Below are 21,865 nucleotides of genomic sequence, written 5' to 3'. Positions count from 1 at the left end.
GGCAGGGCACCCGCGACGGCCACGATGCAGCGTCACGCCGTTGTGCTCTATTCTTTCCGTTGACAACTGCACCGGTCCACGGTGGCCGTCATCCCGGGCGGCCCGACCGGCGCCGTCGATGGATGAAGGATGCCTGCCATGAAGCTGGATTCGTACGATTCCCACGAGCTGGCGCAGCTCAAGGATGATCTCGCGAAGGAATACGCCGACCTCAAGGCCAAGAGCCTGAAGCTCGACCTCACCCGAGGCAAGCCGTCGGCGGAGCAGCTCGACTTCGCCAACCCGCTGCTGGGACTGCCGGCACCGGACTACGTCACGGACGACGGCGAAGACGTCCGCAATTACGGCAACCTCAAGGGCATCGCGGGCATCCGCGAGCTGTGGGCGGGCCTGCTGGACCTGCCGGTGGCCAACGTCATCGCCGGCGACGCGTCGAGCCTGAACATCCAGTTCGACCTGATCAGCTGGGCCATGCAGTTCGGCACCGCCGACTCCGAGCGCCCGTGGAACGAGGAGCCGGTGCTGAAGTGGCTGTGCCCGGTGCCCGGCTACGACCGCCACTTCTCCATCACCGAGCATTTCGGCTTCGAGATGATCCCGGTGCCGCTCAACGACGACGGCCCGGACATGGACATGGTCGAGCGTCTCGTCGCCGCGGACCCGCAGATCAAGGGCATGTGGAATGTGCCGGTGTTCTCCAACCCGACGGGCGTCACCTACTCGGAGGAGGTCTGCCGACGTCTCGTGGAGATGCCGACGGCCGCCCCGGACTTCCGCCTGATCTGGGACAACGCCTACATGGTGCACACCCTCACCGACGAGTTCCCGGCCAACCACCCGGTGATCACGTGGGCCGAGGAGGCCGGCAACGGCAATCGCGTGTGGGAGTTCGCGTCGACGTCGAAGATCACGTTCGCCGGCGCGGGCGTGGCGTTCTTCGCGTCGTCGGAGGCGAACATCGTCGACTACGTGCGGCATGCGTCGATTCGCGGCATCGGCCCGAACAAGGTCAACCAGCTGGCGCACCTGAAGTTCTTCGGCGACGCCGACGGGGTGCGCGCGCAGATGATGCGCCACCGGGAGTCGCTGGCTCCGAAGTTCGACCGCGTGCTGGAGCTGTTGAACGAGCGGCTGGGCGAGTACGGCGTGGCCGAGTGGACGACGCCGAAGGGTGGGTACTTCATTTCGCTCGACGTCGTCGACGGCACGGCCCGCCGCGTGATCGAGCTGGCCAAGGAGGCCGGCATTGCGTTGACCGGCCCGGGTTCGTCGTTCCCGCTGAAGGACGACCCCAACGACCGCAACATTCGCCTGGCGCCGTCGCTGCCGCCGATCGAGGAGCTCGAGGCGGCGATGGATGGCGTGGCCACGTGCGTGCTGCTGGCGGCGGCCGAGCGGTTCGCGGCTCGCTAGCGGGAGTTTCGTGGATCTTCGGGAGACTGCTTATTGGGCGCGCCGCCTTTTTCCGGGGGCGGTGCGCATCGCCGAGCGCGGGGCGACGTTGCCGGGTCGGCGTCGCGTCAAGTCGCGGCCGGGCATTCCGGTGACGGTCGCGGAGTTTTCGCTTTACGACGAGCCCGCCGACGCCGATGAGGTGCCCGAGGTCGTCGACGGCGTCGATGCAGTCGGGGTGGTCGGCGGCGGTGAGGTCGTCGAAGGCGGTGCCGGTGAGCCCGCCGGGGGTGCAGGGGCCGAGGCTGCTGGCGCCGGTGCCGAGGCGCCGCGTCGTGAGGTCGCCGCGTTCACGGTGGATTTCGGGCGCGTCGACGTGGGGCTGCGCACGCCGGGCGACGATGACGTCCGCGTCGAGATGTTCCTGGTCGCCTACCCGGATTCCGTGGGCGGCGCCGATTCCGGCGATGACTCGGCCATGGCCCGCATCGTCGCCGGTGCCGCTGCGGTGGTCGCCGATGATCCCGAGGCCGCGGGGCCGACGCCGGGGTCGGTGATCCCGGATGCCGTGCGCATCGGCCTGGATTCCGGGCCCGGGGTGCCCGGGGAGGGGTCTGCGGGCGATTCGGCGGGGGATCCCGCCGGGCAGTCGGGTTTCGCGGCGTCGGGCGCCACCACGCCGCACTTGTTGTGCGTCGTGCCGTACGTGTGGCCGGATGGCGTGCCGACCATCACGGAGGAGCCCGGCAAGATCTCGCTTCACCAGGAGGCGGGCGGTGTCGCCGACGCCGTCACCGGTGGGGCGCGCCTGACCACGGTGACGCAGTTGGTCCCGATCACCGACGACGAGTACGCGCATGCCGACGCACACGGCGTCGATTCGTTGATGCGGTTGCTCGCCGAAGCGGACGCGGACCTTCGCGATCTGCGGCGTGGGTCGGTGGCGCAGTAGGGGAAGGGGCCTTACGCTTTCCGTCATGAACGAAAGGCGGATGCGATGACCGACATCGGGGATTTCCTCTTTCATTCACGCCCCCTGTGGGGCGTCGATGGTCCGACGTGGCTGGTGCTCATGGGGGTCGGGCTCGGCGTCGGCTTCGTGCTGTGGCTCATCGCGGACATTGCCGGGAAGGTGCGTGCCCACAAGGGCATCCGCGAGGCAACCGAGCGGCCGCAGGGTTGGGCGGTGCACACCGCGGCGTCGATGCCCCCGCAGCATGCGGCGTACCTGTGCGGTGGACGCCGCCGCGTGACCGACCTCGCATTCGCCGAGTTGGAGATGGCCGGGGCGCTGACGACTCAGGAACACACGAACGACAAGATCAGGTTGTCCCCCGAGGTCACCGCGGGAACCGGTTCGTGGGCGCCGGGGGTTGCGGGCCCGGCGCAGGGGCTCAGCCCGGCGGCGACGACGATGCTCGAGGGAGCGAGGCCGCACGGGATGATCAACAAGAGATCCCGGAGTTTCGTGATCGGCGAGGTCGAGACGATCCGCAGGGAACTCGCCGACGCGGGTTTGGTGTCCCCGCACCGGATTCACCCCCATTCCGCCATGGCCCTCGCCGCGTTCGGGATGTACTTCCTGATCAGCGTCATCAGGACGATGATCGCGGCGGGCAACGGCCGCCCGGTCGAGGGGATGGTGGTCATTCTTTTCTTGGGTCTGCTCCTCGTCATCGGCATCGCGAACTTCCGCCGCTTTCCCCTGGACATCGGCGACCAGCTCACGGAACGGGGCATTCAGGTCCGCGGAGCGTTGGAGGCGGAGGTGTCGCGTCTGGGAGACACGGTGGTAATGCTCCCGGATCGCCGTCAGGGCCTCATGCTCGTGGCGGTCGGAGGATTGGCGGCTGCGGGCGTCGTGTCCCCGCTGTTGCTGGACGCGTACGACAAATTCATGTGGACGGGCACGATCGGCGGCGGGGACGGCTCATCGACGTCCGGCTGCGGCAGCGGCGGTGACGGGGGCTGCGGCGGCGGAGGGTGCGGGGGCTGCGGTTCATGACCGGACCGGCAGCCCTCACCGGACCGGCTGCCCTGACCGGCCCGACCATCGCGTGGCGTCCGGGCACGGCGGTGGCGGTGTCGGCGGCGGCGCCGGCGTGGACGGAGGTCGTCGCCGATTCGCTCTTCCCGGCCGACGGCGATGCCGCTTCCGCCGCAGCGCCGGTCACCGTCCCGCCGCCGTTGGCCGGGCTCATCGAGCGGGGCACGGCGGTGGTTCCGCATGGGTTGCGGTTGTCGTTGGCGTCGGCGGATCCGGACGACGTGGGCGACCCGTCGGTGCTGGCGCGGGCGGCGGAGGCGTTGGGGTCGCCGTTGGCCAGCGAGCACATCGCGTTCACCAGGGCGGGCGGCGTCGACGTGGGGCATTTGGTGGCGCCGCCGCAGACGATGGAGCAGGTCGGCGTCATCGCGCGCAATTACCGTGCCGTGGTGGATCGGATTCCGGTGCCGGTGGCGTTGGAGCATGTGTCGGCGATGGTGGATTGGCCGGAGTCGACGATGGCGGAGGGTGATTTCGCGGCGGAGGTGTGCGCGGCGACGGGGGCGGGGCTGGTCCTGGACGTGGCCAACGTGTACGCCAATGCGGTCAACCGTGGTCTCGATCCGGTGGCGGAGTTGGCGCGCTTCCCGGTCGAGCCGATCGCCTACGTGCACGTGGCGGGTGGTCACATGCGCGCCGGGCGGTACGTCGATTCGCATGTCGATCCGGTGCCGCCGCAGGTTCTGGAGTTGTTGTCGGCGTTGGCGGATCGGTGTCGGGCGGCGGGTCGTCCCGCGCCGCCGACGATGATCGAGCGGGATGGGGCGTACCCGACGTCAGAGGAGATGCTGGCCGAGCTGGGGGCGGTGGCTGCCGCGCTTGACGACGCCCACCGGCCGGACCGAGGGGCCGGCGGGTGAGTGCGGCGGACCACGCCCGGCTGGCGGCGAGGCAGGCGGCGGTGGCGAGGGCGTTGGCGTCGTCAAGCCAGGACGCCGCGGACGAAGCGCTCGCCGGGGATGCGGGGCCGGCGCTGGACGCGGCGCAGGTGGCGTGGTCGCGGACGCAGCTGCGGATCAAGAGGTCCGGCTCGATCGCGCACCGGGCGCCGTTGTTGGCGGAGTTCCTGTCGGCGTGGCGGGGCGTGACCGCGGAGTACCTGGACTGGGTCGAATCCGGTGGGGGAGCAGCCGGCGAATCGACGCGTGCGGAGGCCGCGGAGTTTTCGGCGCATGTGTGCGGGCGGATGGCGGTGCCGTCGGCGGTGGTCGATGAACTGCTGGTGTTGCGGGATCTCGCGGCGGGGTCGGCGCGGGTGCGGATGGTGCGCGACCATGGGCGGTGGATGGTCCGGGTGGGGAGTCGGCGGCGGTTCGGCGGCCGGGACCGTTCGAATGCGGGCGGTGCGTGATCCGGGGTGGCCGGTAGGCTGGGCCCGTGGCTCTGTACAGGAAGTATCGTCCGGCGACGTTTGCCGAGGTCGTGGGGCAGCGGCATGTGACCGACCCCCTGTCCGCGGCCCTGGAATCGCGTGGCGCGGACGGGACCCCGGACCGGATCAACCATGCGTACCTGTTCTCGGGGCCGCGTGGTTGCGGCAAGACGTCGTCGGCGCGGATTTTGGCGCGCAGCCTCAATTGCGCGGAGGGGCCGACGGCGACGCCGTGCGGGAAGTGCGCTTCGTGCGTGGCGCTGGGGCCGGGTGGCCCGGGCAATCTGGACGTGGTGGAGCTGGATGCGGCGTCGCACAACAAGGTCGAGGACATGCGCGATCTGCGCGCGAAGGCGATGTACGCGCCGGCGGAGTCGCGGTACCGCATCTTCATCATCGATGAGGCGCACATGGTCACGCAGCAGGGTTTCAATGCGCTGCTGAAGATCGTGGAGGAACCGCCGGAGCATCTGATCTTCATTTTCGCGACGACGGAACCGGAGAGCGTGCTGACGACGATTCGGTCGCGCACGCATCATTACCCGTTCCGGTTGTTGCCGCCGAATCTGATGCGGGGGCTGTTGGAGCGCATCGTCGGCGAGGAGCGGGTTCCGGTTGCCGATGACGTGTATCCGCTGGTCGTGCGTGCCGGTGGCGGTTCACCGCGTGATTCGCTGTCGGTGATGGATCAGCTGTTGGCGGGCGCGGGCCCGGACGGCGTGACGTACGACTTGGCGGCGGGTCTGCTGGGCGTGACGGATCAGTCGTTGCTTGACGACGCGTTGTCGGCTCTCTCTTCGGCCGATCGGGCCGCGTTGTTCGGGTGCGTGGACCGCGTGATCAGGTCCGGGCAGGATCCGAAGCGGTTCGCGGAGGATCTTCTGGGCCGGGTGCGTGATTTGCTGGTCATCGCGGCGGTGCCGAATGCGATGGAGGAGGGGCTGGTCGATGCTCCCGAGGATCGCGTGGAGGCGATGCGGGAGCAGGCGACGTCGGTGCCGACGGGCACGTTGACCAGGTTCGCCGATGTGCTGCAGCGGGGTTTGCCGGACATGTCCGGTGCGACGTCGCCGCGGTTGTTGCTCGAGGTGTTGTGCGCGCGGATGCTGTTGCCGGCCTCGGAGCAGACGGTGGAGTCGTTGATCCAGCGCATCGAGGCGTTGGAGCGCGGTGGCGTCGGTGGTGCCGCGGCGGGTGCAGCCGGTGGTGCGGGCGTCGCGCAGGGCCATGCCGGTCAGGCGCCTCAGCAGTCGCAGCCGCAGTACGGGCGGCAGCAGGCTCAGCAGCGGCAGCAGGTTCCGCAACCCCAGCAGCCTCAGCAGTCGGCGCCGGCCGGTGGCGTGGGCGGTCCCGCCGATGATCCCAACCTGTCGCCGTTGCAGCGTGCGCGGTTGGCGCGTCAGGCGCAGAATCCGCAGGCGGCCCAGCAGGCGCAGCAGCCGCCGGTTCAGCAGCCGGAGCCCGAGCAGTCGGGTCCCGCCCCGCAGCCTCAGCAGCCCGAGCCCCCGGTGCAGCAGCCGCAGGCTCAGCACGCTGCGCCCCAGCAGCCCGGTGCGCATGATGTTCCGGATCAGGAGGAGCAGGCTCGCAAGGCGCTCGAGATGCGCGAGATTTCCCGCCGCATGCAGGAGCAGGCCCGTGAGCATGAGCGTGCGGAGCGCGAACGTCTGGCCAAGGAACGCGAGGCCGCGACCCGTGCCGCCGAAGGCGACGAGGGTGCCGTGCCCCCGCAGCCCGAGGAGGCGGAGGCGTCGTCACGCGATCACCTGGCGTCGCTGCGCCAGGCGTGGCCGCAGGTCGTCGAGTACGCCGGCGAGAACAACATTCCCGTGCGGGTCATGGCCTCGCAGGCCGTGCCCATCGCACTCGACGATGGCGTGCTGACCATCGGCCACCACACCGGCGCGCTGGCCAACCGACTCAACGATGCCGCCAATGCCGCCGCGCTCGGTGCCGCCGTCCAGCGGGTGGAGGGCATCGAGGTCGAGGTGCGGTGCGTCGTCGGCACGGCGCCGCGAGGTGGCGCGGACCGATCGGGCGCGCGCCCGCGTCAACACCAGGCTCCGGCCGCCGAGGGTTCGGAGGACGCGAAACCCTCCGAACAACCGAACCCGGCGACCGTCGAGCAACCCAGCCAGGCACCCACTGAACAGCCGACCCCGGCGCCCGCTGAACCGTCGAGCTCGGCACCTGCTGAACAGTCGGGCCCGGTGCCCGCGTATCGACGGATCCTCGAGGAACGCCGCCGCGCCCAAGAAGCCGCGCAGCGAAACGCCGAAGACTCGAACGGTCGATCCGGAAACCGGGGTGGACCGGGCGACGGGACGGGCCAGGCGGCGCAGGGCGGCCACCCCGGCGTGTCCGACGCGCTCGCAGCGGCCCGCCAGGCGGTGCAGCAGACCGCAGCGGCCCGGGACCAGGGTGCGGGTGAGCCGAAGAAGTACGTTCCGCCGCCGCCGGCACCGGGAACGCAGGGCGTGGTCAAACGCCGCTACGACGACGTTCCCCCGCCGCCCGAACCGTACGATGACGTGCCTCCGCCGCCGGAGCCATACGATGACGTGCCTCCGCCGCCCGAACCGGACTTCGGCGGCTACCCCGACTACGGTGGCCGCCGCGGTCGTCACGACGTCGGCGGACCGACGCCATCGACGCCCACGGGCCCGTCGGGAACGGGCGGAGCGACCCCGCCGGCGCCCGGCGTCGACCGGGACGGCCTCGACGACGAGGAACGCGAACTCATCGACGCCGCCCGCACCCCGGGAGAGCTGGACCATCGCGACCAGAAAACCGTCGTAATGGAACTGCTGGCCAAGGAACTCGGCGCCAAGCCCATGTAAGTACCCGGGGCATCCGGAGGCGCCGCTACAATCGGCGGCGACATGGGCGAACAACGCCCGACCGGGCGGCGCGGCCAGGCCGCACCCCGGCCCCCGCCGCCCCGGCAACCCACCACCGAACCGCAAAGGACACCCCCATGAGCCAGCCCGACATGAACGCCATCCTCGCCCAGGCCCAGCAGATGCAGGCCCAGCTCGAAGCCGCCCAGGCCGAGATCGTCGCCTCCTCCGTCGTCGGCGAGGCCGGCAATGGCCTGGTCAAGGTCACCATGCTCGGCTCCGGTGAGGTCACCGACGTTCAGATCGACCCGAAGGTCGTCGACCCCGAAGACGTCGACGGGCTGCAGGACCTCATCCTCGGCGCGTTCGGCGACGCCACCAAGAAGGTCCAGGACCTCGCCCAGGAGAAGATGGGCCCGCTGCAGGAGGGCTTCGGCGGCCTCGGCGGCGACTTCGGCTTCTAGGACCGGCCACCGAATTGTTCGAAGGACCGCTTCAAGATCTCATCGATGAGTTCGCGCGCCTGCCAGGCATCGGGCCGAAAAGCGCGCAGCGCATCGCCTTCCACCTGCTGAAGGTGGAACCGGAGGACGTCGACCGCCTCCAATCGGCGCTGGCGCGGGTGCGAGACGGCGTGCACTTCTGCCGCATCTGCGGGAACATCTCCGCCGACGAGGTGTGCCGCTACTGCGCCGACACCCGCCGCGACCGCGGGCTGATCTGCGTCGTCGAAGAAGCCCGCGACATCCAGGCCATCGAGCGCACCGGCGAATACGAAGGCCGCTACCACGTGCTCGGCGGCGCACTCGACCCGCTGGGCGGCGTCGGGCCGAACGAACTCAACATCCGCACCCTCCTGCAGCGCATCGGCGGGGTGCTCGCCGACGTCCCCGCCCCGCCCGGCTTCGGCCCCGGGGACGATTCGCCCAACGGGGAGATCGACGCCGACGGCAACGTGCCCGCCCCGGAAATCACCGAGGTGATCATCGCCACCGACCCCAACACCGAAGGGGAGGCGACGTCGACGTACCTGGCGCGGCTGCTCCGGGACTTCCCGGGATTGGCGGTGACGCGGTTGGCGTCGGGCATGCCGCTCGGCGGCGACCTGGAATACGTCGACGAGTTGACGCTGTCGCGCGCCCTGACCGGACGCCTGGCCGTGTGACCCCAGGCCGGGCGCCTGGCAGTGGGACCCCGGCCGGACGCTTGGCCGTCTGACCTCCGCCGTCAGATCTCCTGCCACTCCGGCTTGCACTGGTAGGCGTACCGGTAGTACTCGGCGTTTTCCAGCTGCGATGCGGCCTGCTGGTCGACGATGACCGTGGCGTGCGGGTGGTACTGGAGGACCGACGCGGGGCACAGGGCGGACACCGGTCCCTCGCACAGGGCCTCGACGGCGTCGGCCTTGACGATGCCGGTGGCCAGCAGCAACAGGTGACGCGCCCGCCCGATGGTGGCGAGTCCCTGCGTCACCACGTGGTGGGGGACGTCGTCGATGGAATCGAAGAAACGGGCGTTGTCCTCGATGGTGCGGGGGTGGAGGGTTTTCACGCGGGTCCCCGACGACAGGGAGCTGCCGGGCTCGTTGAACCCGATGTGGCCGTCGGTGCCGACGCCGAGCAACTGGATGTCGATGCCGCCGGCCGCGGTGATCGCCCGGTCGTAGTCGCTGGCATGCCGGGGATCGAGGCCGTTGGGGGACTGCACGAGGGCGTCTTCGATGTCGACGTGCGCGGTCAGTTCGCGGCGGATGGTGGCGTGGTAGCTCTGCGGGTGGTCGGGGCCCAGGCCGATGTATTCGTCGAGGAGGAACGCGCGGCACTTCGCGAAGGACAGTCCCTCTTCACGGTGGCGTCGCACCAGTTCGCGGTATGCGCCGACGGGGGTGGATCCGGTGGCGAGGCCGAGCGTGGCGCCCTGCTCGACGTAGCGCGCCATGACGTCGGCGGCGAGCAGCCCGACTTCCTCGGGGGTGTCCAGGATGATGATCTCCACGTCAGCGTTCCTTTCGCTTTCCCGCCGTGATCACGGTCGGCGGGGTCGGGGCCCGTCCGTCGCGTGGGGCCGGGTTGCGTTCGGGGGCATCGTCGCAAAGTAGCAAATCGGCCCGCTTTCCGACGCAAATGGTCCCCCGATCAGCGAATCCGGCTGCCTTCGCCCCGGTGGACGACGCCATCTGCGCGACGTCGGCGGGGTCGATGCTGCGGTGGAGCATGCGCAGGACTTGGTCGTGGATGGTGGTCGTTCCGCCGGCGATGGCCCCGGGGGAGGAGGTGGAATCGCCGTGGTCCTCGGCGGTGGTCGTGGTGAGGCGGGCGACGCCCCCTGTGACGGTGACCGGGAGGGCGCCCAGGACGTAGTCTCCGTCGGGCATGCCGGTGGCGGCCATGGCGTCGGAGACCAGCGTGATTCCGCTCGGGCCGGTGGTCGCGCGGACCAGGTCGACCATGGCGTCGGAGAGGTGGACGCCGTCGGCGATGAGTTCGACGACGGCCTCGCCTCGGGCCGCGGCCGCCAGCAGCGCACCGGCGGCGCCCGGGTCGCGGTGGTGGACGGGCGGCATGGCGTTGAACAGGTGGGTCGCGGTGACGGTGAGGCCCAGGTCGGTGGCGGCGTCGATGACTCGGGCGGTGGCGTCGTAGTCGGCGTCGGTGTGGCCGAAGGAGACCACGAGGCCGTGGTCGGCGCAGACGTGCAGGAGGTCGTCGATGCGGTCGGTTTCCGGTGCCAGCGTGATGGCGTGGACGTGGCCCCGTCCGGCGTCGAGGAGCATCTCCAGGGCGTCGGGGTCGCCCGGCACGATGGCGCGGGGATCCTGGGCGCCGCAGCGGCAGGCGTTGAGGAACGGGCCCTCCAGGTGAATGCCGTCGACGTGGCCGTCGTCGGCGACCTCGGCGAGTACCGCCACCTGGCGGGCGAGGGCATCCGGCGGGGCGGAGACCGTCGACGCGAACAACGTCGTCGTGCCCCACCGGCGGTGATGGGCGGCGGCGACGGCGCACCCCTCCGCATCCGAGGTGGGGAACCCATGCCCCGCCGCCCCGTGGTTGTGCACGTCGACCAGTCCCGGCAGGATCAGCGGATCCCCGTCCGCCTCGGGGTCGCCGGGCCGGGTGGGACGCACCTGGGTGATCACGCCGTCGGCCCACGCCACGTAGGCGTTCGGCAGCACTCCCTCCGGGGTGACCGCGCGACCGATGACGTGGTCGTCGCATCGCCCGGCGGCGGGGCCGTCGCTCGGCTCGGTCATGGTGCTACTCCCGCCCGTCGCGAAGGCGCATGCGCAGGGTGTAACGGTCCGGCCGATACGTCGACGTGCACACCTCCACGGGGCGGCCGCGGCTCGACGAAAGCCGGCGAATGCGCAGAACCGGCTGGCCGACGTCGATGCCCAGAGCGCGGCCGACGTCCGCCGTCGCCGCGGCCGCCGTGCACACCTGCTCGGCTTCGTCGATCGGGACGTCGAACTTCGACGCCAGGATCGAATACACCGACGTGTGCACCGGCCGCTCCAAAAGACCCGGGACGAGGCGGGCGTTGTACCAGGCGTCGTCGACGGAATACGGCAGGCCGTCGCCAAGCCGCACGCGGACCAGGTGCAGATGCGGGCCATCGCCGAGGAACTCCGCCACCGACTCCGGCGGCTCGGTCCGTTCGGAAACGAGGATCATCGCCGACGGTTCCGCACCCTGCTGCGTCATCTCGGCGGTGAAGCTGCCCAAACTCAGGTCGGAGCGCAACGGACGCTTGGCCACGAAGGTGCCCTTGCCGCGGAAACTCTCCACCGTGCCGTCGGCGACCATGTCCCCGATCGCACGGCGGACGGTGATGCGGCTGACGCCGAAGACCTCCTCGAGCACGCGCTCACCGGGCAGGGAGTCGCCCGGCCGCAGGTCGTCGTGGCAGACCTCGGTGAGGATCTCCTTGAGCTGCGCGTGTTTGGGGATCGGGCCGGGTTCGATGCTGTGGCGCGACAGCAGAGCGAGAGTGCGTTGTGCCGAGGAGGCCACCTTGGAGGCGGCCGGGGTGGGAGCGTCGGTACGGGCATCCGCCGGACCCGGTGCCGGGGCTGGGGCGGAAGGGGAGGTCATGCGCCCATTGTATGACCGGTCATGACAAGTGGCGTGGCGGCGGAGGCATGGCCGGCGTCACGCGCGCCGCACGACGGTCGCCGTCGCCGTCAGGCCCGCGCCGCCGGGCGGGTCGCTGCGGCTGTCGATGCCGTGCGACGGACCGTGCACGGAAAAGACTCGTCCCCGCTACCGCTCGCTCTTCGGCCGCGGCTTCGACGCGATCCGCTCGGCGCGCAGCCGGTCGATGACCGGCAGGTCCAGAGGCTCCAGCGTCGCGGCGTCGACGCCCATCGCCCGCGCCAGCAGCAGGTCCGCCAGCTGCGGGTTGCGCGCCAGCACCGGCCCGTGCAGGTACGTGGCCACGATGCTGCCCTGCACCGCGCCTTCGTCGCCGCCGGTCGGGGTTTCGGTGGCTTCGTGCTTGACGACGCCCACCTTCCCGCCGTCGGCCGCCCGCACCGGGCCCGGCGCACGGCCAGGCTCGGGTTGACGCTCGGGGCCCTCGTTGCCCACGCCGCGGATGACTCGGCCCAGGGGGCGTGCGTCCGCGCCGAGCCGCGTGCGGCCCATGTGGTTTTCGAAGCCCGTGAGCGTTGCGGTGAGCTCGTCGGAAAGCGATGCGGTGCGGATCTCGCCGATCGCCCGGGTCTCCATCGACGTGGTGACGCAGTCGAGAAGGCCCAGCCCCGCAACCTCCCGGCCCCCGGCGCGGAAGGACTCGCCGAGGATCTGGAAACCGGCGCAGATCGCCAGAATCGGTCGTCCCGCGGCGGCGGCGCGCGCCAGACCGCCGTCCTTGGCCAGGTGCTCCGCGGCGATGGTCTGGGCCGCGTCCTCGCCGCCGCCGATGGTGTACACGTCCAGGCGCTCCGGCACCGCCTCGCCCAGCTTGATCGGGGTGATGGCGGCGTCGAAACCACGGCGGCGGGCGCGTTCCCGCAGCACCAGGGCGTTGCCGTCGTCGCCGTACGTGCCCAGCACGTCGGGCAGGATCAGGCCGATGTTCAGATCAGTCATGGGAGCCTCGCTCGTCCTCGGCCTCGGCGGCGGTGGCGACTGCGCCCCGCTCGATGGCCTTCTTCAGGTCGCGGAATGCGGTGTAGTTCGCCAGCACCTCGACGCGGCCGGGCGGGCACGCGGCGATGGCCTCCAGCGGATCATGCAGCAGACGGTGCTCGATGCCCGCGTACAGCAGGCGGACCGCCAGATCGGTGCCGCGTTCGCCCGACGCCACGACGGTCTGCCCGCCGAAGTTCTCGAACACGACGTCCCACAGCCACGACAGGTCCTCGCCGTCGGCGACGTGGCCGTTGACGGCGATGACCACCCCGTCGGCGGAACGGTCGACCATCGACAGCGCCTCCTGCCACCCGGCGGGGTTCTTCGCCAGCAGCATGCGCACCTCGTGGTCGCCGACGGTCATGGTGGAGTAGCGGCCGGCGACGTTGTCGACCGTCTCGGCGGCCGACGCGGCGACGACGGCCTCCGCGCCCAGCTCGACGGCGGCGGCGGTGGCCAGCGTGGCGTTGCCGCGGTTGGCGTCGCCCGGCAGCGCCAGGTCGAGGGGGATGGTCGTGCCGTATGGCGTGGTGATCCCTTCCGCCGTGATCGCCCAGGCGGGGGCGGGTCGTCGGAAAGCGCCGCCTCCCGGGAGGTCCTTCACCGCGTACCAGTCGTCGCCGTCGCGGATGATCGGCCCGCCGGTGCGGGGGCAGCTCGTCGCGTCGTTGGTCCAGCCGCAGCCGGCGGAGACCCACACGACGTTCTTCGCGTCCCACACCGCCGACGCGATGAGCGGATCGTCGCAGTTCGCGATGACCGTCGCCTGCGGATTCGCGTTGACCGCATCACGCAGCGACCGTTCGATCTTGTTGATCTCGCCCACCCGGTCCAGCTGGTCGCGCGACAGGTTCAGCATCACCAGCACCCGCGGCTCGAGGTCCGCGGCGATGTGCGCGACGTGCAGTTCGTCGACCTCCAGGACCAGCGTGTCCGCGTTCGGGGAGGCCATCAGCGCGGAGATGACGCCGGCGTCCATGTTGTCGCCGCCTTCGTTGGTGGCCACGGAGTCGCCAGCGGCGCGCATCGCGGCGGCGAGCATGCGGGTGGTGGTGGACTTGCCGTTGGTGCCGGTGATGATCGCCGCCGGCCGGCCGCCGCCGAGTTGCCCCAGGATGCCGGGGTCGATCTTCTGGGCGATGAGCCCGCCGATCATGCCGCCGGAGCCGCGCCCGGTGCGTCGCGACGCCCACGTCGCCGCTGCGGCCGCCGTCGTCGCGATGCGCGACCGGAGGCTCCTGCGGCGGGAATTGCTGCTCTTGGTCATGGGGGCATTCTAGGCCCTCGCGGTCGGCGGGCCGTGGTGCGCGCCGGGTTGCGCGTGACGACGTCCCGCCTTCCCGCGCACCGTCGCAAAGCAGGGGAACGCCGGTGCGCTACATGCTGGCGCTACATGTTCTCCAGCAGCCGCAGGAATGCCTCGTCGCTGACCAGCGGAATGTCCTTGCGGTGGGCGTGCATCGCCTTGCCGGTGAGCTCCTCGGGCGTGACGTCGGCGGGCCGGTTGCACACGAGCACGGACGTCTCGCGCGTGACCTTCTCCGAGTACGCCAGGCCCGCCCGGACGCCCGCGCCGATGATGTCGTCGGCGGGCGTGGCCAGCTCGGGGGCGATGGCGAATTCCATGCCGACCTTCAGTTTGCCGCCGGGCCGGTACGTGCCCGGGTTGGGGTTGGGGCGCGGGGCCTCCATCGCGTCGACGCGGATGCCGGATCGTTGCAGGCCGACGTTGTCCGCCCGCAGGTCGTCGGTGGGCCAGGTGGCGAAGGTGCTTGACGACGGCCCGTCTCCGGCCCGTTCGCCCTGGGCGCGCCAAAGGTCGACGAGCAGTTCGACGTCGGCCATGGTGCGTTCACGTTCGGGCACGCCGATGTTGTCGACGCTGGCCACCGGCGACGGGGCGTCCAGGCCGTAGGTGCGGGCGACGCCGCGCAGGCGGGTGTCGGGCAGATCGACGCCCTGGAGACGCGCCGTGGCCAGCGTGTCCGTCACCCGCGTCGGTGCCGGGATGCGGCCCGCCCGCACGCGACCACGGCCGCGGCCACGGCGGCCCCGGTTGGCCCGATTGGCGTGGCGACGCGCCCGCTTCGCCTCTTCGACGATGAAACCCCAGGTGCGGGGCAGGTCATGGGTGATCAGCTCACGGCTGTCGAGGAGTTCGCCCACCGTGCCCAGCACCGTGCCGAACCGCGGGGCGCCGTCGAGGTCGGACGGCTCCAGGCCGTGCAGGTGCACCGGGCCGGGGTCCTCGCCGATGGTGAACACGCCGTGCCACGTGCGCGTGATCTCGCCGTCGGCGGAAAACGTGGCCAAACCCAGCGCCACCATCCGCGACGACTTCGGGTGGATGCCCGTCGACTTCACCACCGCGGCGACGTACGGGGACCCCGCATCGGCGTCTTCCGCCGCAGCGGCGCCTTCCCCCGCCGACGACGCATCGTCGGACGGGGACGGCCCCGGCTGCGCTGACGGCGAACGATCCATCTACGCCTCGGCCAATGCGCGGTTGGCGGCGGAGGTGACGGCCTTGAGGGAGGCGTAGGTGATGGAGCCGGCGATGCCGCAGCCCCAGACCTTGGTGCCGTTGACGTCGGCGAGGACGTAGGCGGCGGCTTCGGCGTCGTCGCCGGCGGTGCGGGCGTGCTGGTTGTACTCCTGGACTTCGACGTTGACGCCGAGCTGTTCCAGGGCGTTGGCGTAGGCGGCCAGGGGGCCGTTGCCGTGGCCGGCGATGACGTGCTCGGTGCCGTTGTAGACGATGCGGGCCTGGACCTTGGTCTCGTCGGTTTCGTTCTGGGCGGCGTCGACGGTCAAGGCGATCTGTTCGATCGGGGCTTCGCGGTCGAGGTATTCGCCGGCGAAGATGTCCCACATTGCCTTGGAGTTGATCTCGCCGCCTTCGGCGTCGGTGACGGCCTGGACGACGGAGGAGAACTCGACCTGCATTGCCCGCGGCAGGTTCATGCCGTGGTCGGTCTTCATGATGTAGGCCACCCCGCCCTTGCCGGACTGGGAGTTGACGCGGATGACGGCCTCGTAGGAGCGGCCGACGTCCTTCGGGTCGATGGGCAGGTAGGGTACTTCCCAGGTCACGGCGCGCAGCTGGTCGTCGGTGAGTTCCTTGACCGAGGCACCCGGGCGCACCTTGTCGGCCATGGCGTCGAGGCCCTTGTTGACGGCATCCTGGTGGGAGCCGGAGAAGGCGGTGAAGACCAGGTCGCCGCCGTAGGGGTGACGCTCCGGAACGCGCAGCTGGTTGCAGTACTCGACGGTGCGGCGGATCAGGTCGATGTCGGAGAAGTCGATCTGGGGGTCGACGCCCTGGGTGAGCATGTTCAGACCCAGGGTGACCAGGCAGACGTTGCCGGTGCGCTCGCCGTTGCCGAACAGGCAGCCTTCGATGCGGTCGGCGCCGGCCATGTAACCGAGTTCGGCGGTGGCCACGCCGGTGCCGCGGTCGTTGTGGGGGTGCAGCGACAGGATGATGGAGTCGCGGCGGTTGAGGTTGCGGTCCATCCATTCGATGGAGTCGGCGTAGACGTTGGGGGTGATCATCTCCACCGTCGACGGCAGGTTGATGATGATCGGGTTGTCCGGGGTGGGGTCGATGACGTCGACGACGGCGTCGACGACTTCCTTGGCGTACTCGACCTCGGTGCCGGTGTAGGACTCCGGCGAGTACTCCCAGCGCCAGTTGGTGTCGGGGTAGTCCTTCGCGATGGTCTTGATCAGCTCCGCGGCGTCGGTGGCGATCTTCTTGATCGCGTCCTTGTCCTTACGGAACACCACGTCGCGCTGGAGGATCGAGGTGGAGTTGTAGAAGTGGACGATGACGTTCTTCGCGCCGGCGCAGGCTTCGAAGGTGCGGCGGATCAGGTGTTCGCGGGCCTGGACCAGGACCTGGATGGTCACGTCGTCGGGGATCATGTTGTTTTCGATGATCTCGCGGACGAAGTTGTAGTCGGTTTGGGAAGCCGAGGGGAAGCCGACCTCGATTTCCTTGTAGCCCATCTGGACCAGCAGCTCGAACATGCGGCGCTTGCGTTCCGGGCTCATCGGATCGATCAGCGCCTGGTTGCCGTCGCGCAGGTCGACGGCGCACCACACCGGTGCCTTGGTGATGCGCTTGTCCGGCCAGGTGCGGTCGGGCAGGCGGAAGTCCTGTACTTCGACGTCGTAGGGCTGGTAGCGGGTGGAGGGCATGGTGGAGTTGCGTTGCTTGTTCCATGCCGGCTGCCCCTGGGGGATCTCGCCGTCGGGAGTGTTGATGCGGGAGGGGGCGGAGATGAAGGCGTCAGTGGGGGACATGAGGTTGGACTTTACCTTTCGGTGCGATCGTGGTGGCGGGCCGGTTGGTGCGGGCCGGTTCGTGGGATCGCTGGTTGGGGTTGTTGCACTGTGCGGGCCGGCCCATCGTCGAATCCCGCGACGGGGTGGCCGGCCTGGCGTTTAGTGTCGAGCCCCGTCGCGGCACAGAAGGAGGAGTGCGCGCTGCATGTGACCTACCTTACCCCGTCGGCTTTTCGTTTTTCACGTTCCGGGGGAGTCGAGGGTGTGCCGGAGTCGGAGGGTGGTCGCGGGCGTCGGGCGTCGTAAAGCAGCGTGGCGTTATGCTCCGCGAGGAATTTTGTCGAAAACCTTGGAAGCTCTTAGGCATCCGTTTGGGTCGACTTATCTTTACATGTTCAACTTAGCTGTCACGAAAACGGACTTCGCGCCGCCCGCCACGATGACGTGCGGGCGGTGCCGACACGAAGCGCACGATTGAGCGTGCGCACACGGAAAGGCGGGATATAGGTGTCCTCACCTTCGCGCATCGTGGGCCTGGACGTCGCCCGGGGCCTCGCGATCATCGGAATGATAATCGTGCACATGGCCGCACTGCTGTGGAGCACGAAAGTCATCATCAACGGCGTGCCCTCGGCACTGTTCGCGGTCATCGCGGGCACGACCCTCATGGTGATCGGCCGCAACTACACGTTCGACACGCTCCTTCGGCTCATCGTCCGAGGCAGCGTCGTCATGCTGCTCGGCTTGGCACTGCTGCCGGTCGGCGGCCAAATCCAGGTCGTGCTGGTGGCCATGGGCCTGACCATGATCATCGTCTCCTGGGTTCCGCCGCTGAACGTCTGGTGGAAGCTGGCCCTGTTCGTCGTCGCGACCGCCGCGGCCACCGTCCGGTACGCCCCGTACACCCTGCCGCAGATCTACCCGCTGCTCGCGTGGATCGCGTACTTCATCGGCGGCATGCTGCTTTACGACGTCTACCTGAAGAGCTTCGTCACCGGATCGAAGCGGCGGGCGTCCCTGACGTGGGCCGTCACCGGCGTCAGCCTCGTCGTCGTCGCGATCGGCATGTACTTCCGCTTCCAGATGGACGTGCCCGGATGGCTGCGATTCACCGGCCACACCGGCGTCCTGGGGGAGATCCTGCTCTCCGTCGCCGCATCCGCCGTCATCTTCCACCTGTGCCTCATCGTCGGCGAGAAGGCGCCGAAGGTCGTGTACCCCGTCGCCGCCATGGGCTCGATGTCGCTGACCGTGTACATCCTCCACGTCCTCACCGCCTACTGGTGGCAGCAGAACATCGCGCTGCATTCGACGCTGTCCGCGTTGGGCTTCGTCGTGTTCTTCCTGGTCATTGCCGCGCTGTGGAAGCACTTCCTGGGCAAGGGCCCCATGGAGCGACTCGTCGCCCGCATCATCGACCTCGCGGTTCCGGCCGGAAAGAAGGCTTGAAAGTGAAAAACGCAAAAGCAACTGCAGCGGCATTCGCGGTCGGATTCCTGGCCCTCGGCGCCACCCCGGCCCACGCATTGGAGCACGCCCAGGAGGCGCCGTCGTCGCCGGAGAGCAACGCGACCGTCTCGCTGAAAATCGGCCGCGCCGGCGGTTTCGGAGACTGCACCGGATCCCTGATCGCCGACCAGTGGGTGCTCACCGCGCGGCACTGCCTGGAGTCGGTGAACAACGAAGGGTCGCAGGCCCGCATCGGAGACGAGGTCTTCGACGTCGACTCGTGGGCGATGGCGCCGACCGCGGACATCGGCCTGATGCACCTGGACCGCAAGGTCACCTCCGTCGAGCCGGTCGAGCTCGCGGACGAGGTGCCGCAGCCCGGCGACATCGGCACCCTTTACGGCTGGAGCAGCAGCTCGTCGTTGGCCCGCAAGGGGAAGCTGCCGATGGCCCGCATGGAGGTCAGGGAAGTTCTCGGCGGAATGGCCCCGGCCCCCGGCGACGGCGAGATGGGTGATCCGGGCGAGGTCGACGGCGTCGAATCCATCCCGGCGCCGGGCGGTCCGATCGTCGACGGCAGCATGCCGCCGGTGATGCCCGACGGCGACGTGCAGCCGTCGATTTCGCCCGACGGCACCGAGAGCATCCCCGCCTTCGGCGGCCCGCTTTCCGACGGCAGCGTCCCCGCCCCCGGCGGATCGGACGATGAAGGCCTGGTGATTCCCGCCCCCGGCGGGCCGGGCGCACCGGGCATGATGCCGGGTGAGCCGGGGGCGATGCCGGGTAACGGCGTTCCGGGCGATGACCCGTCGGTCACCACCATGATCGCCAGCGACATCATCGACGTGCATTCGCTCGACGGCGAAGGCACCCAGGGCGGCGACTCCGGCTCCCCGTTCTTCGTCAACGGCAAGGTCGCCGGCGTCGCCACGGCCGGCACGTCGAACGGCGACCCGGATCTGCCGTCGCCAAGCGCGGCAATCACCACCGTCGCCGGTTCCGCCCCGTGGATCCGCGGAGTGATCGACGGCACCGACACCGCCAGCGTCCTGGATGCCTCGAACACCCCCGAGCCGCCGTCGGTGTTCCAGACCAGCGGCGACCGCAAGGGCGTCTACCTCGCGATCGCCCTCACCGGCCTGATCGCGGCCACCGCTGTTGCGCAGGTGATGAGCCGCCGCAACCGCAACGGCGCGGACGGCGCCTGACCGCCCCTGAAACGGCCACTGCCGACCACGAATGACATGGTCGGCAGTGGCTTTTCCGCGATTCGGCCAGTGTGCGGTTGATCGCGTCCTTGTCCTCGCGGAGTCCTCACGGAATACAACGTCGCGATGCAACGTCGCGCCGGAGGACCGAGGTGGAGTCGTGGAAGTGGACGAAGCCGTTCCTTGCTCGTCGAAGCGTCGGCGTATGGGAAGCTGAGGCCCATGACATCCACCCGCGGCGAATCCCGGACGGCGAGATCGTCGGCAAGCGCGTCGACGGAGTCCCCGGCCAGGCGCCGCGACCGCGGCCCCCGCCGTCGGCGCGGCGCATCGGAGGCGTCCCGCATCCTCGCGGCATACGCGGCCACGCGGGTGCTGCTCCTCGCCGGGTTGGCGGCCACGGTGTTCGCGAACCGGTGGGCGATCGGCGGAGCCGCACCCACCTGGTCCGACACCCTCGACGGCGCCTGGGACGCGCTGACCGCCTGGGACGCCCGCTGGATGACCGACATCGCGGAGAACGGCTACTTCGGCATCGGCGACGTCGACGGCGAACCCGGGCACTGGCGCTCGCTGGCCTTCTTCCCGCTGGTGCCGTACCTCATCCGAGCGGTGTCCTTCGTGACCTTCCTGCCCGGCAACGCCGCCGGCATGGTCCTGTCGCTGGTCGCCGGGATGTTCGTCGCCTTCGGGGCGGCGGCACTGGCCCGCCGGATGGGGATGGGTTCGCGGGAGCGCGTCATCGCTTCGGTGCTCGCGACCACGGCGCCCATGGCCGTCGTCATGCTCATGCCCTACACCGAGGCGGTGTTCCTGGCGTTGGCGGCGTGGGGGCTCGTGGCGATCATCGACCGGCGGTGGGTGGCGGCCGGCGCCCTCATCCTGGTGGCGGGACTCGCCCGCACCACCGCGCTGGGCCTGTTCATCGTGTTGGCGCTGGCCGTCTTCGCCCACGACCGGCGCAACCCGAGGGCCTGGGCCGCGGCTGCCGTCGCCCCACTCGGCTGGGTGGCGTACCTCGTGTGGGCGTCATCGCACCTGGAGGACGCGGGCGGCTACTTCGGCGCCCAGCACCACGGGTGGAACTCCGCCGTCGACGGCGGCAAGGCCACCCTGCGCTGGCTGTGGTTCAGCTTCACCGAATCGCAGGAAACCGGGTACGCACTGTCTGCGGTGGTCATCGTGGCGGTCGCCGCGACCATGGCGTGGGCGTTCTTCGGCTGGGTGGGCGGTCGCGCCGGGATCGGCCTCGACCGGTGGGGCAAGGCCTGGCCGGTGCTCCTGTTCTCCTGCCTGGCCGTGGGGCAGATCCTCGTCAGCGATGGCCTCATGCACTCGCGGCCCCGCCTGTTCCTGTCGGGGGTGCTGGTGTTGCTGGTGTTTGCGCCGGTGATCGCGCGACTGCGCACCTTTGACCGCGCCTGGTTCCTCGCGGGCTGGCTGCTCGGCTCGGCCTGGGTCGGCTGGTACTTGCTCGTCCCCTTCGAATGGGCGATTTAGGCGTGGGGCCTGGGCGCGATGTGGGCGCAGAGGTCGTTTCGGTGCGGTTGTTTCGGCGCTGATTCGGTGTTGATGCGGCGCTGATTCGGCGGCGTCGCCCAAAACGACTCATCGGGCCCCTGTAAAAGCCCAGGTCGCCGTGAGTGCTGCTGAGTCGTTTCGGGCGATGTCCCGCCCGTTGTGTACGCATGTGGCCTGTGTGGCGGATGTGGCCGATGTGGATGGAGGTGTCGGGGCGCGTGGTGCGGGCGGGTCAGATGGTACGGGTGCGGTGAGGCTCCCGACCTAAAGCCCGTGCGGGTGTGGCGGATGTTGCTGGTGTGTGGCCAGTTGCTTGACGACGTCCGGCCCTCCGCGCGTACGGGCCCAGCATCGGGGCCATGGCCGGGTGGCCGGGCGTTGTTCCGGTGCGGTTGTTTCGGCGCGGATTCGGTGTTGATGCGGCGTTGATTCGGCAGCGTCGCCCAAAACGACTCACCGACCTTCGGCAAAAGCCCAGGTCGTCGCGAGTGCTGCTGAGTCGTTTCGGGCGATGTCCCGCCCGTTGTGCACGCATGTGGCCTGTGTTGCGGGTGTGGCCGATGTGGATGGAGGTGTCGGGGTGCGTGGTGCGGGCGGGTCAGATGGTACGGGTG

At 70.0% G+C, this 21,865-nt stretch carries 18 protein-coding genes; 11 read left to right on the top strand and 7 right to left on the bottom strand.

The genetic code is table 11. The annotated features are described in order from the left end of the window. Positions 1 to 138: 138 nt before the first annotated feature. The 8 genes from HMPREF3121_RS04175 (at position 139) to recR (ending at position 8,816) form a co-directional block, all read left to right on the top strand. The gene (locus HMPREF3121_RS04175; RefSeq protein WP_070520123.1) at positions 139 to 1,413 is read left to right on the top strand and encodes an aspartate aminotransferase type Ic; all 1,275 of its coding nucleotides are present in this window, start codon (positions 139 to 141) and stop codon (positions 1,411 to 1,413) included. 10 nt (positions 1,414 to 1,423) lie between these two features. After that, positions 1,424 to 2,344: a suppressor of fused domain protein gene (locus HMPREF3121_RS04170; protein WP_141742965.1), complete on the top strand. Its 921-nt coding sequence runs from the start codon at positions 1,424 to 1,426 to the stop codon at positions 2,342 to 2,344. A 45-nt stretch (positions 2,345 to 2,389) separates the two neighbouring features. Then, complete coding sequence (locus HMPREF3121_RS04165) at positions 2,390 to 3,397, top strand: TIGR04222 domain-containing membrane protein (protein ID WP_070520119.1); 1,008 nt, start codon at positions 2,390 to 2,392, stop codon at positions 3,395 to 3,397. Continuing rightward, entirely contained in the window at positions 3,394 to 4,299 is a 906-nt protein-coding gene (locus tag HMPREF3121_RS04160) for an MbnB/TglH/ChrH family RiPP precursor modification enzyme (RefSeq protein WP_070520153.1), read from the top strand. Before HMPREF3121_RS04165 ends, HMPREF3121_RS04160 begins: the two co-directional genes overlap by 4 nt. Further along, complete coding sequence (locus HMPREF3121_RS12695; RefSeq protein WP_070520117.1) at positions 4,296 to 4,790, top strand: hypothetical protein; 495 nt, start codon at positions 4,296 to 4,298, stop codon at positions 4,788 to 4,790. Before HMPREF3121_RS04160 ends, HMPREF3121_RS12695 begins: the two co-directional genes overlap by 4 nt. A gap of 26 nt (positions 4,791 to 4,816) precedes the next feature. Next, a complete protein-coding gene (locus HMPREF3121_RS04150; RefSeq protein WP_070520115.1) occupies positions 4,817 to 7,651 on the top strand; it encodes a DNA polymerase III subunit gamma and tau in 2,835 nt (944 codons plus the stop codon). A 137-nt stretch (positions 7,652 to 7,788) separates the two neighbouring features. After that, complete coding sequence (locus HMPREF3121_RS04145; protein WP_070520113.1) at positions 7,789 to 8,115, top strand: YbaB/EbfC family nucleoid-associated protein; 327 nt, start codon at positions 7,789 to 7,791, stop codon at positions 8,113 to 8,115. A gap of 14 nt (positions 8,116 to 8,129) precedes the next feature. Then, positions 8,130 to 8,816: a recombination mediator RecR gene (gene recR / locus HMPREF3121_RS04140; RefSeq protein ID WP_035122657.1), complete on the top strand. Its 687-nt coding sequence runs from the start codon at positions 8,130 to 8,132 to the stop codon at positions 8,814 to 8,816. A 62-nt stretch (positions 8,817 to 8,878) separates the two neighbouring features. Here recR and nagB read toward each other — a convergent pair whose 3' ends face one another. The 7 genes from nagB to leuA form a co-directional block, all read right to left on the bottom strand. After that, positions 8,879 to 9,646 carry a glucosamine-6-phosphate deaminase gene (gene nagB / locus HMPREF3121_RS04135; RefSeq protein ID WP_070520111.1) on the bottom strand — a complete coding sequence of 256 codons (768 nt, stop codon included), beginning with the start codon at positions 9,644 to 9,646 and terminating at the stop codon, positions 8,879 to 8,881. A 1-nt stretch (position 9,647) separates the two neighbouring features. Then, on the bottom strand, positions 9,648 to 10,901 hold the full coding sequence (locus HMPREF3121_RS04130) for an N-acetylglucosamine-6-phosphate deacetylase (RefSeq protein ID WP_070520109.1): 1,254 nt from the start codon (positions 10,899 to 10,901) through the stop codon (positions 9,648 to 9,650). 4 nt (positions 10,902 to 10,905) lie between these two features. Next, a complete protein-coding gene (locus tag HMPREF3121_RS04125) occupies positions 10,906 to 11,742 on the bottom strand; it encodes a GntR family transcriptional regulator (RefSeq protein ID WP_083291261.1) in 837 nt (278 codons plus the stop codon). Positions 11,743 to 11,910: 168 nt separating this feature from the next. Next, complete coding sequence (locus HMPREF3121_RS04120; RefSeq protein ID WP_070520107.1) at positions 11,911 to 12,741, bottom strand: type 1 glutamine amidotransferase; 831 nt, start codon at positions 12,739 to 12,741, stop codon at positions 11,911 to 11,913. Continuing rightward, a complete protein-coding gene (locus HMPREF3121_RS04115) occupies positions 12,734 to 14,050 on the bottom strand; it encodes a MurT ligase domain-containing protein (protein WP_070520105.1) in 1,317 nt (438 codons plus the stop codon). The genes HMPREF3121_RS04120 and HMPREF3121_RS04115 overlap by 8 nt, the downstream gene beginning before the upstream one ends. A gap of 122 nt (positions 14,051 to 14,172) precedes the next feature. Then, positions 14,173 to 15,267, bottom strand: coding sequence for a DNA polymerase III subunit epsilon (locus HMPREF3121_RS04110; RefSeq protein ID WP_210387248.1), 1,095 nt, complete (start codon positions 15,265 to 15,267; stop codon positions 14,173 to 14,175). After that, positions 15,268 to 17,091, bottom strand: a complete 1,824-nt coding sequence (leuA, locus tag HMPREF3121_RS04105; protein WP_070520104.1) for a 2-isopropylmalate synthase — start codon at positions 17,089 to 17,091, stop codon at positions 15,268 to 15,270. A 489-nt stretch (positions 17,092 to 17,580) separates the two neighbouring features. Between leuA and HMPREF3121_RS04100 the strand changes: the two genes are divergently transcribed. The 3 genes from HMPREF3121_RS04100 to HMPREF3121_RS04090 all read left to right on the top strand — a co-directional run bounded on the left by HMPREF3121_RS04100 (position 17,581) and on the right by HMPREF3121_RS04090 (position 21,230). Beyond that, entirely contained in the window at positions 17,581 to 18,522 is a 942-nt protein-coding gene (locus tag HMPREF3121_RS04100; RefSeq protein WP_070520102.1) for a DUF418 domain-containing protein, read from the top strand. Between the two features lie 2 nt (positions 18,523 to 18,524). Next, positions 18,525 to 19,730, top strand: coding sequence for a trypsin-like serine protease (locus HMPREF3121_RS04095; protein WP_070520100.1), 1,206 nt, complete (start codon positions 18,525 to 18,527; stop codon positions 19,728 to 19,730). Between the two features lie 222 nt (positions 19,731 to 19,952). After that, on the top strand, positions 19,953 to 21,230 hold the full coding sequence (locus HMPREF3121_RS04090) for a hypothetical protein (RefSeq protein WP_070520098.1): 1,278 nt from the start codon (positions 19,953 to 19,955) through the stop codon (positions 21,228 to 21,230). Positions 21,231 to 21,865: the final 635 nt, after the last annotated feature.

The sequence above is a fragment of the Corynebacterium sp. HMSC11E11 genome, assembly GCF_001807025.1.
Classification (GTDB): Bacteria; Actinomycetota; Actinomycetes; order Mycobacteriales; family Mycobacteriaceae; genus Corynebacterium; species Corynebacterium freneyi.
This window is presented reverse-complemented; position numbering and strand designations above follow the sequence as displayed.

Bases quoted from the DNA above. Each gene is read 5' to 3' on its own strand.
- HMPREF3121_RS04175 (WP_070520123.1), top strand. From the start codon at position 139: ATGAAGCTGGATTCGTACGATTCCCACGAGCTGGCGCAGCTCAAGGAT.
- HMPREF3121_RS04165 (WP_070520119.1), top strand. From the start codon at position 2,390: ATGACCGACATCGGGGATTTCCTCTTTCATTCACGCCCCCTGTGGGGC.
- HMPREF3121_RS04160 (WP_070520153.1), top strand. From the start codon at position 3,394: ATGACCGGACCGGCAGCCCTCACCGGACCGGCTGCCCTGACCGGCCCG.
- HMPREF3121_RS04145 (WP_070520113.1), top strand. From the start codon at position 7,789: ATGAGCCAGCCCGACATGAACGCCATCCTCGCCCAGGCCCAGCAGATG.
- HMPREF3121_RS04130 (WP_070520109.1), bottom strand. From the start codon at position 10,901: ATGACCGAGCCGAGCGACGGCCCCGCCGCCGGGCGATGCGACGACCAC.
- HMPREF3121_RS04125 (WP_083291261.1), bottom strand. From the start codon at position 11,742: ATGACCTCCCCTTCCGCCCCAGCCCCGGCACCGGGTCCGGCGGATGCC.
- HMPREF3121_RS04120 (WP_070520107.1), bottom strand. From the start codon at position 12,741: ATGACTGATCTGAACATCGGCCTGATCCTGCCCGACGTGCTGGGCACG.
- HMPREF3121_RS04115 (WP_070520105.1), bottom strand. From the start codon at position 14,050: ATGACCAAGAGCAGCAATTCCCGCCGCAGGAGCCTCCGGTCGCGCATC.
- HMPREF3121_RS04110 (WP_210387248.1), bottom strand. From the start codon at position 15,267: ATGGATCGTTCGCCGTCAGCGCAGCCGGGGCCGTCCCCGTCCGACGAT.
- leuA (WP_070520104.1), bottom strand. From the start codon at position 17,091: ATGTCCCCCACTGACGCCTTCATCTCCGCCCCCTCCCGCATCAACACT.
- HMPREF3121_RS04090 (WP_070520098.1), top strand. From the start codon at position 19,953: ATGACATCCACCCGCGGCGAATCCCGGACGGCGAGATCGTCGGCAAGC.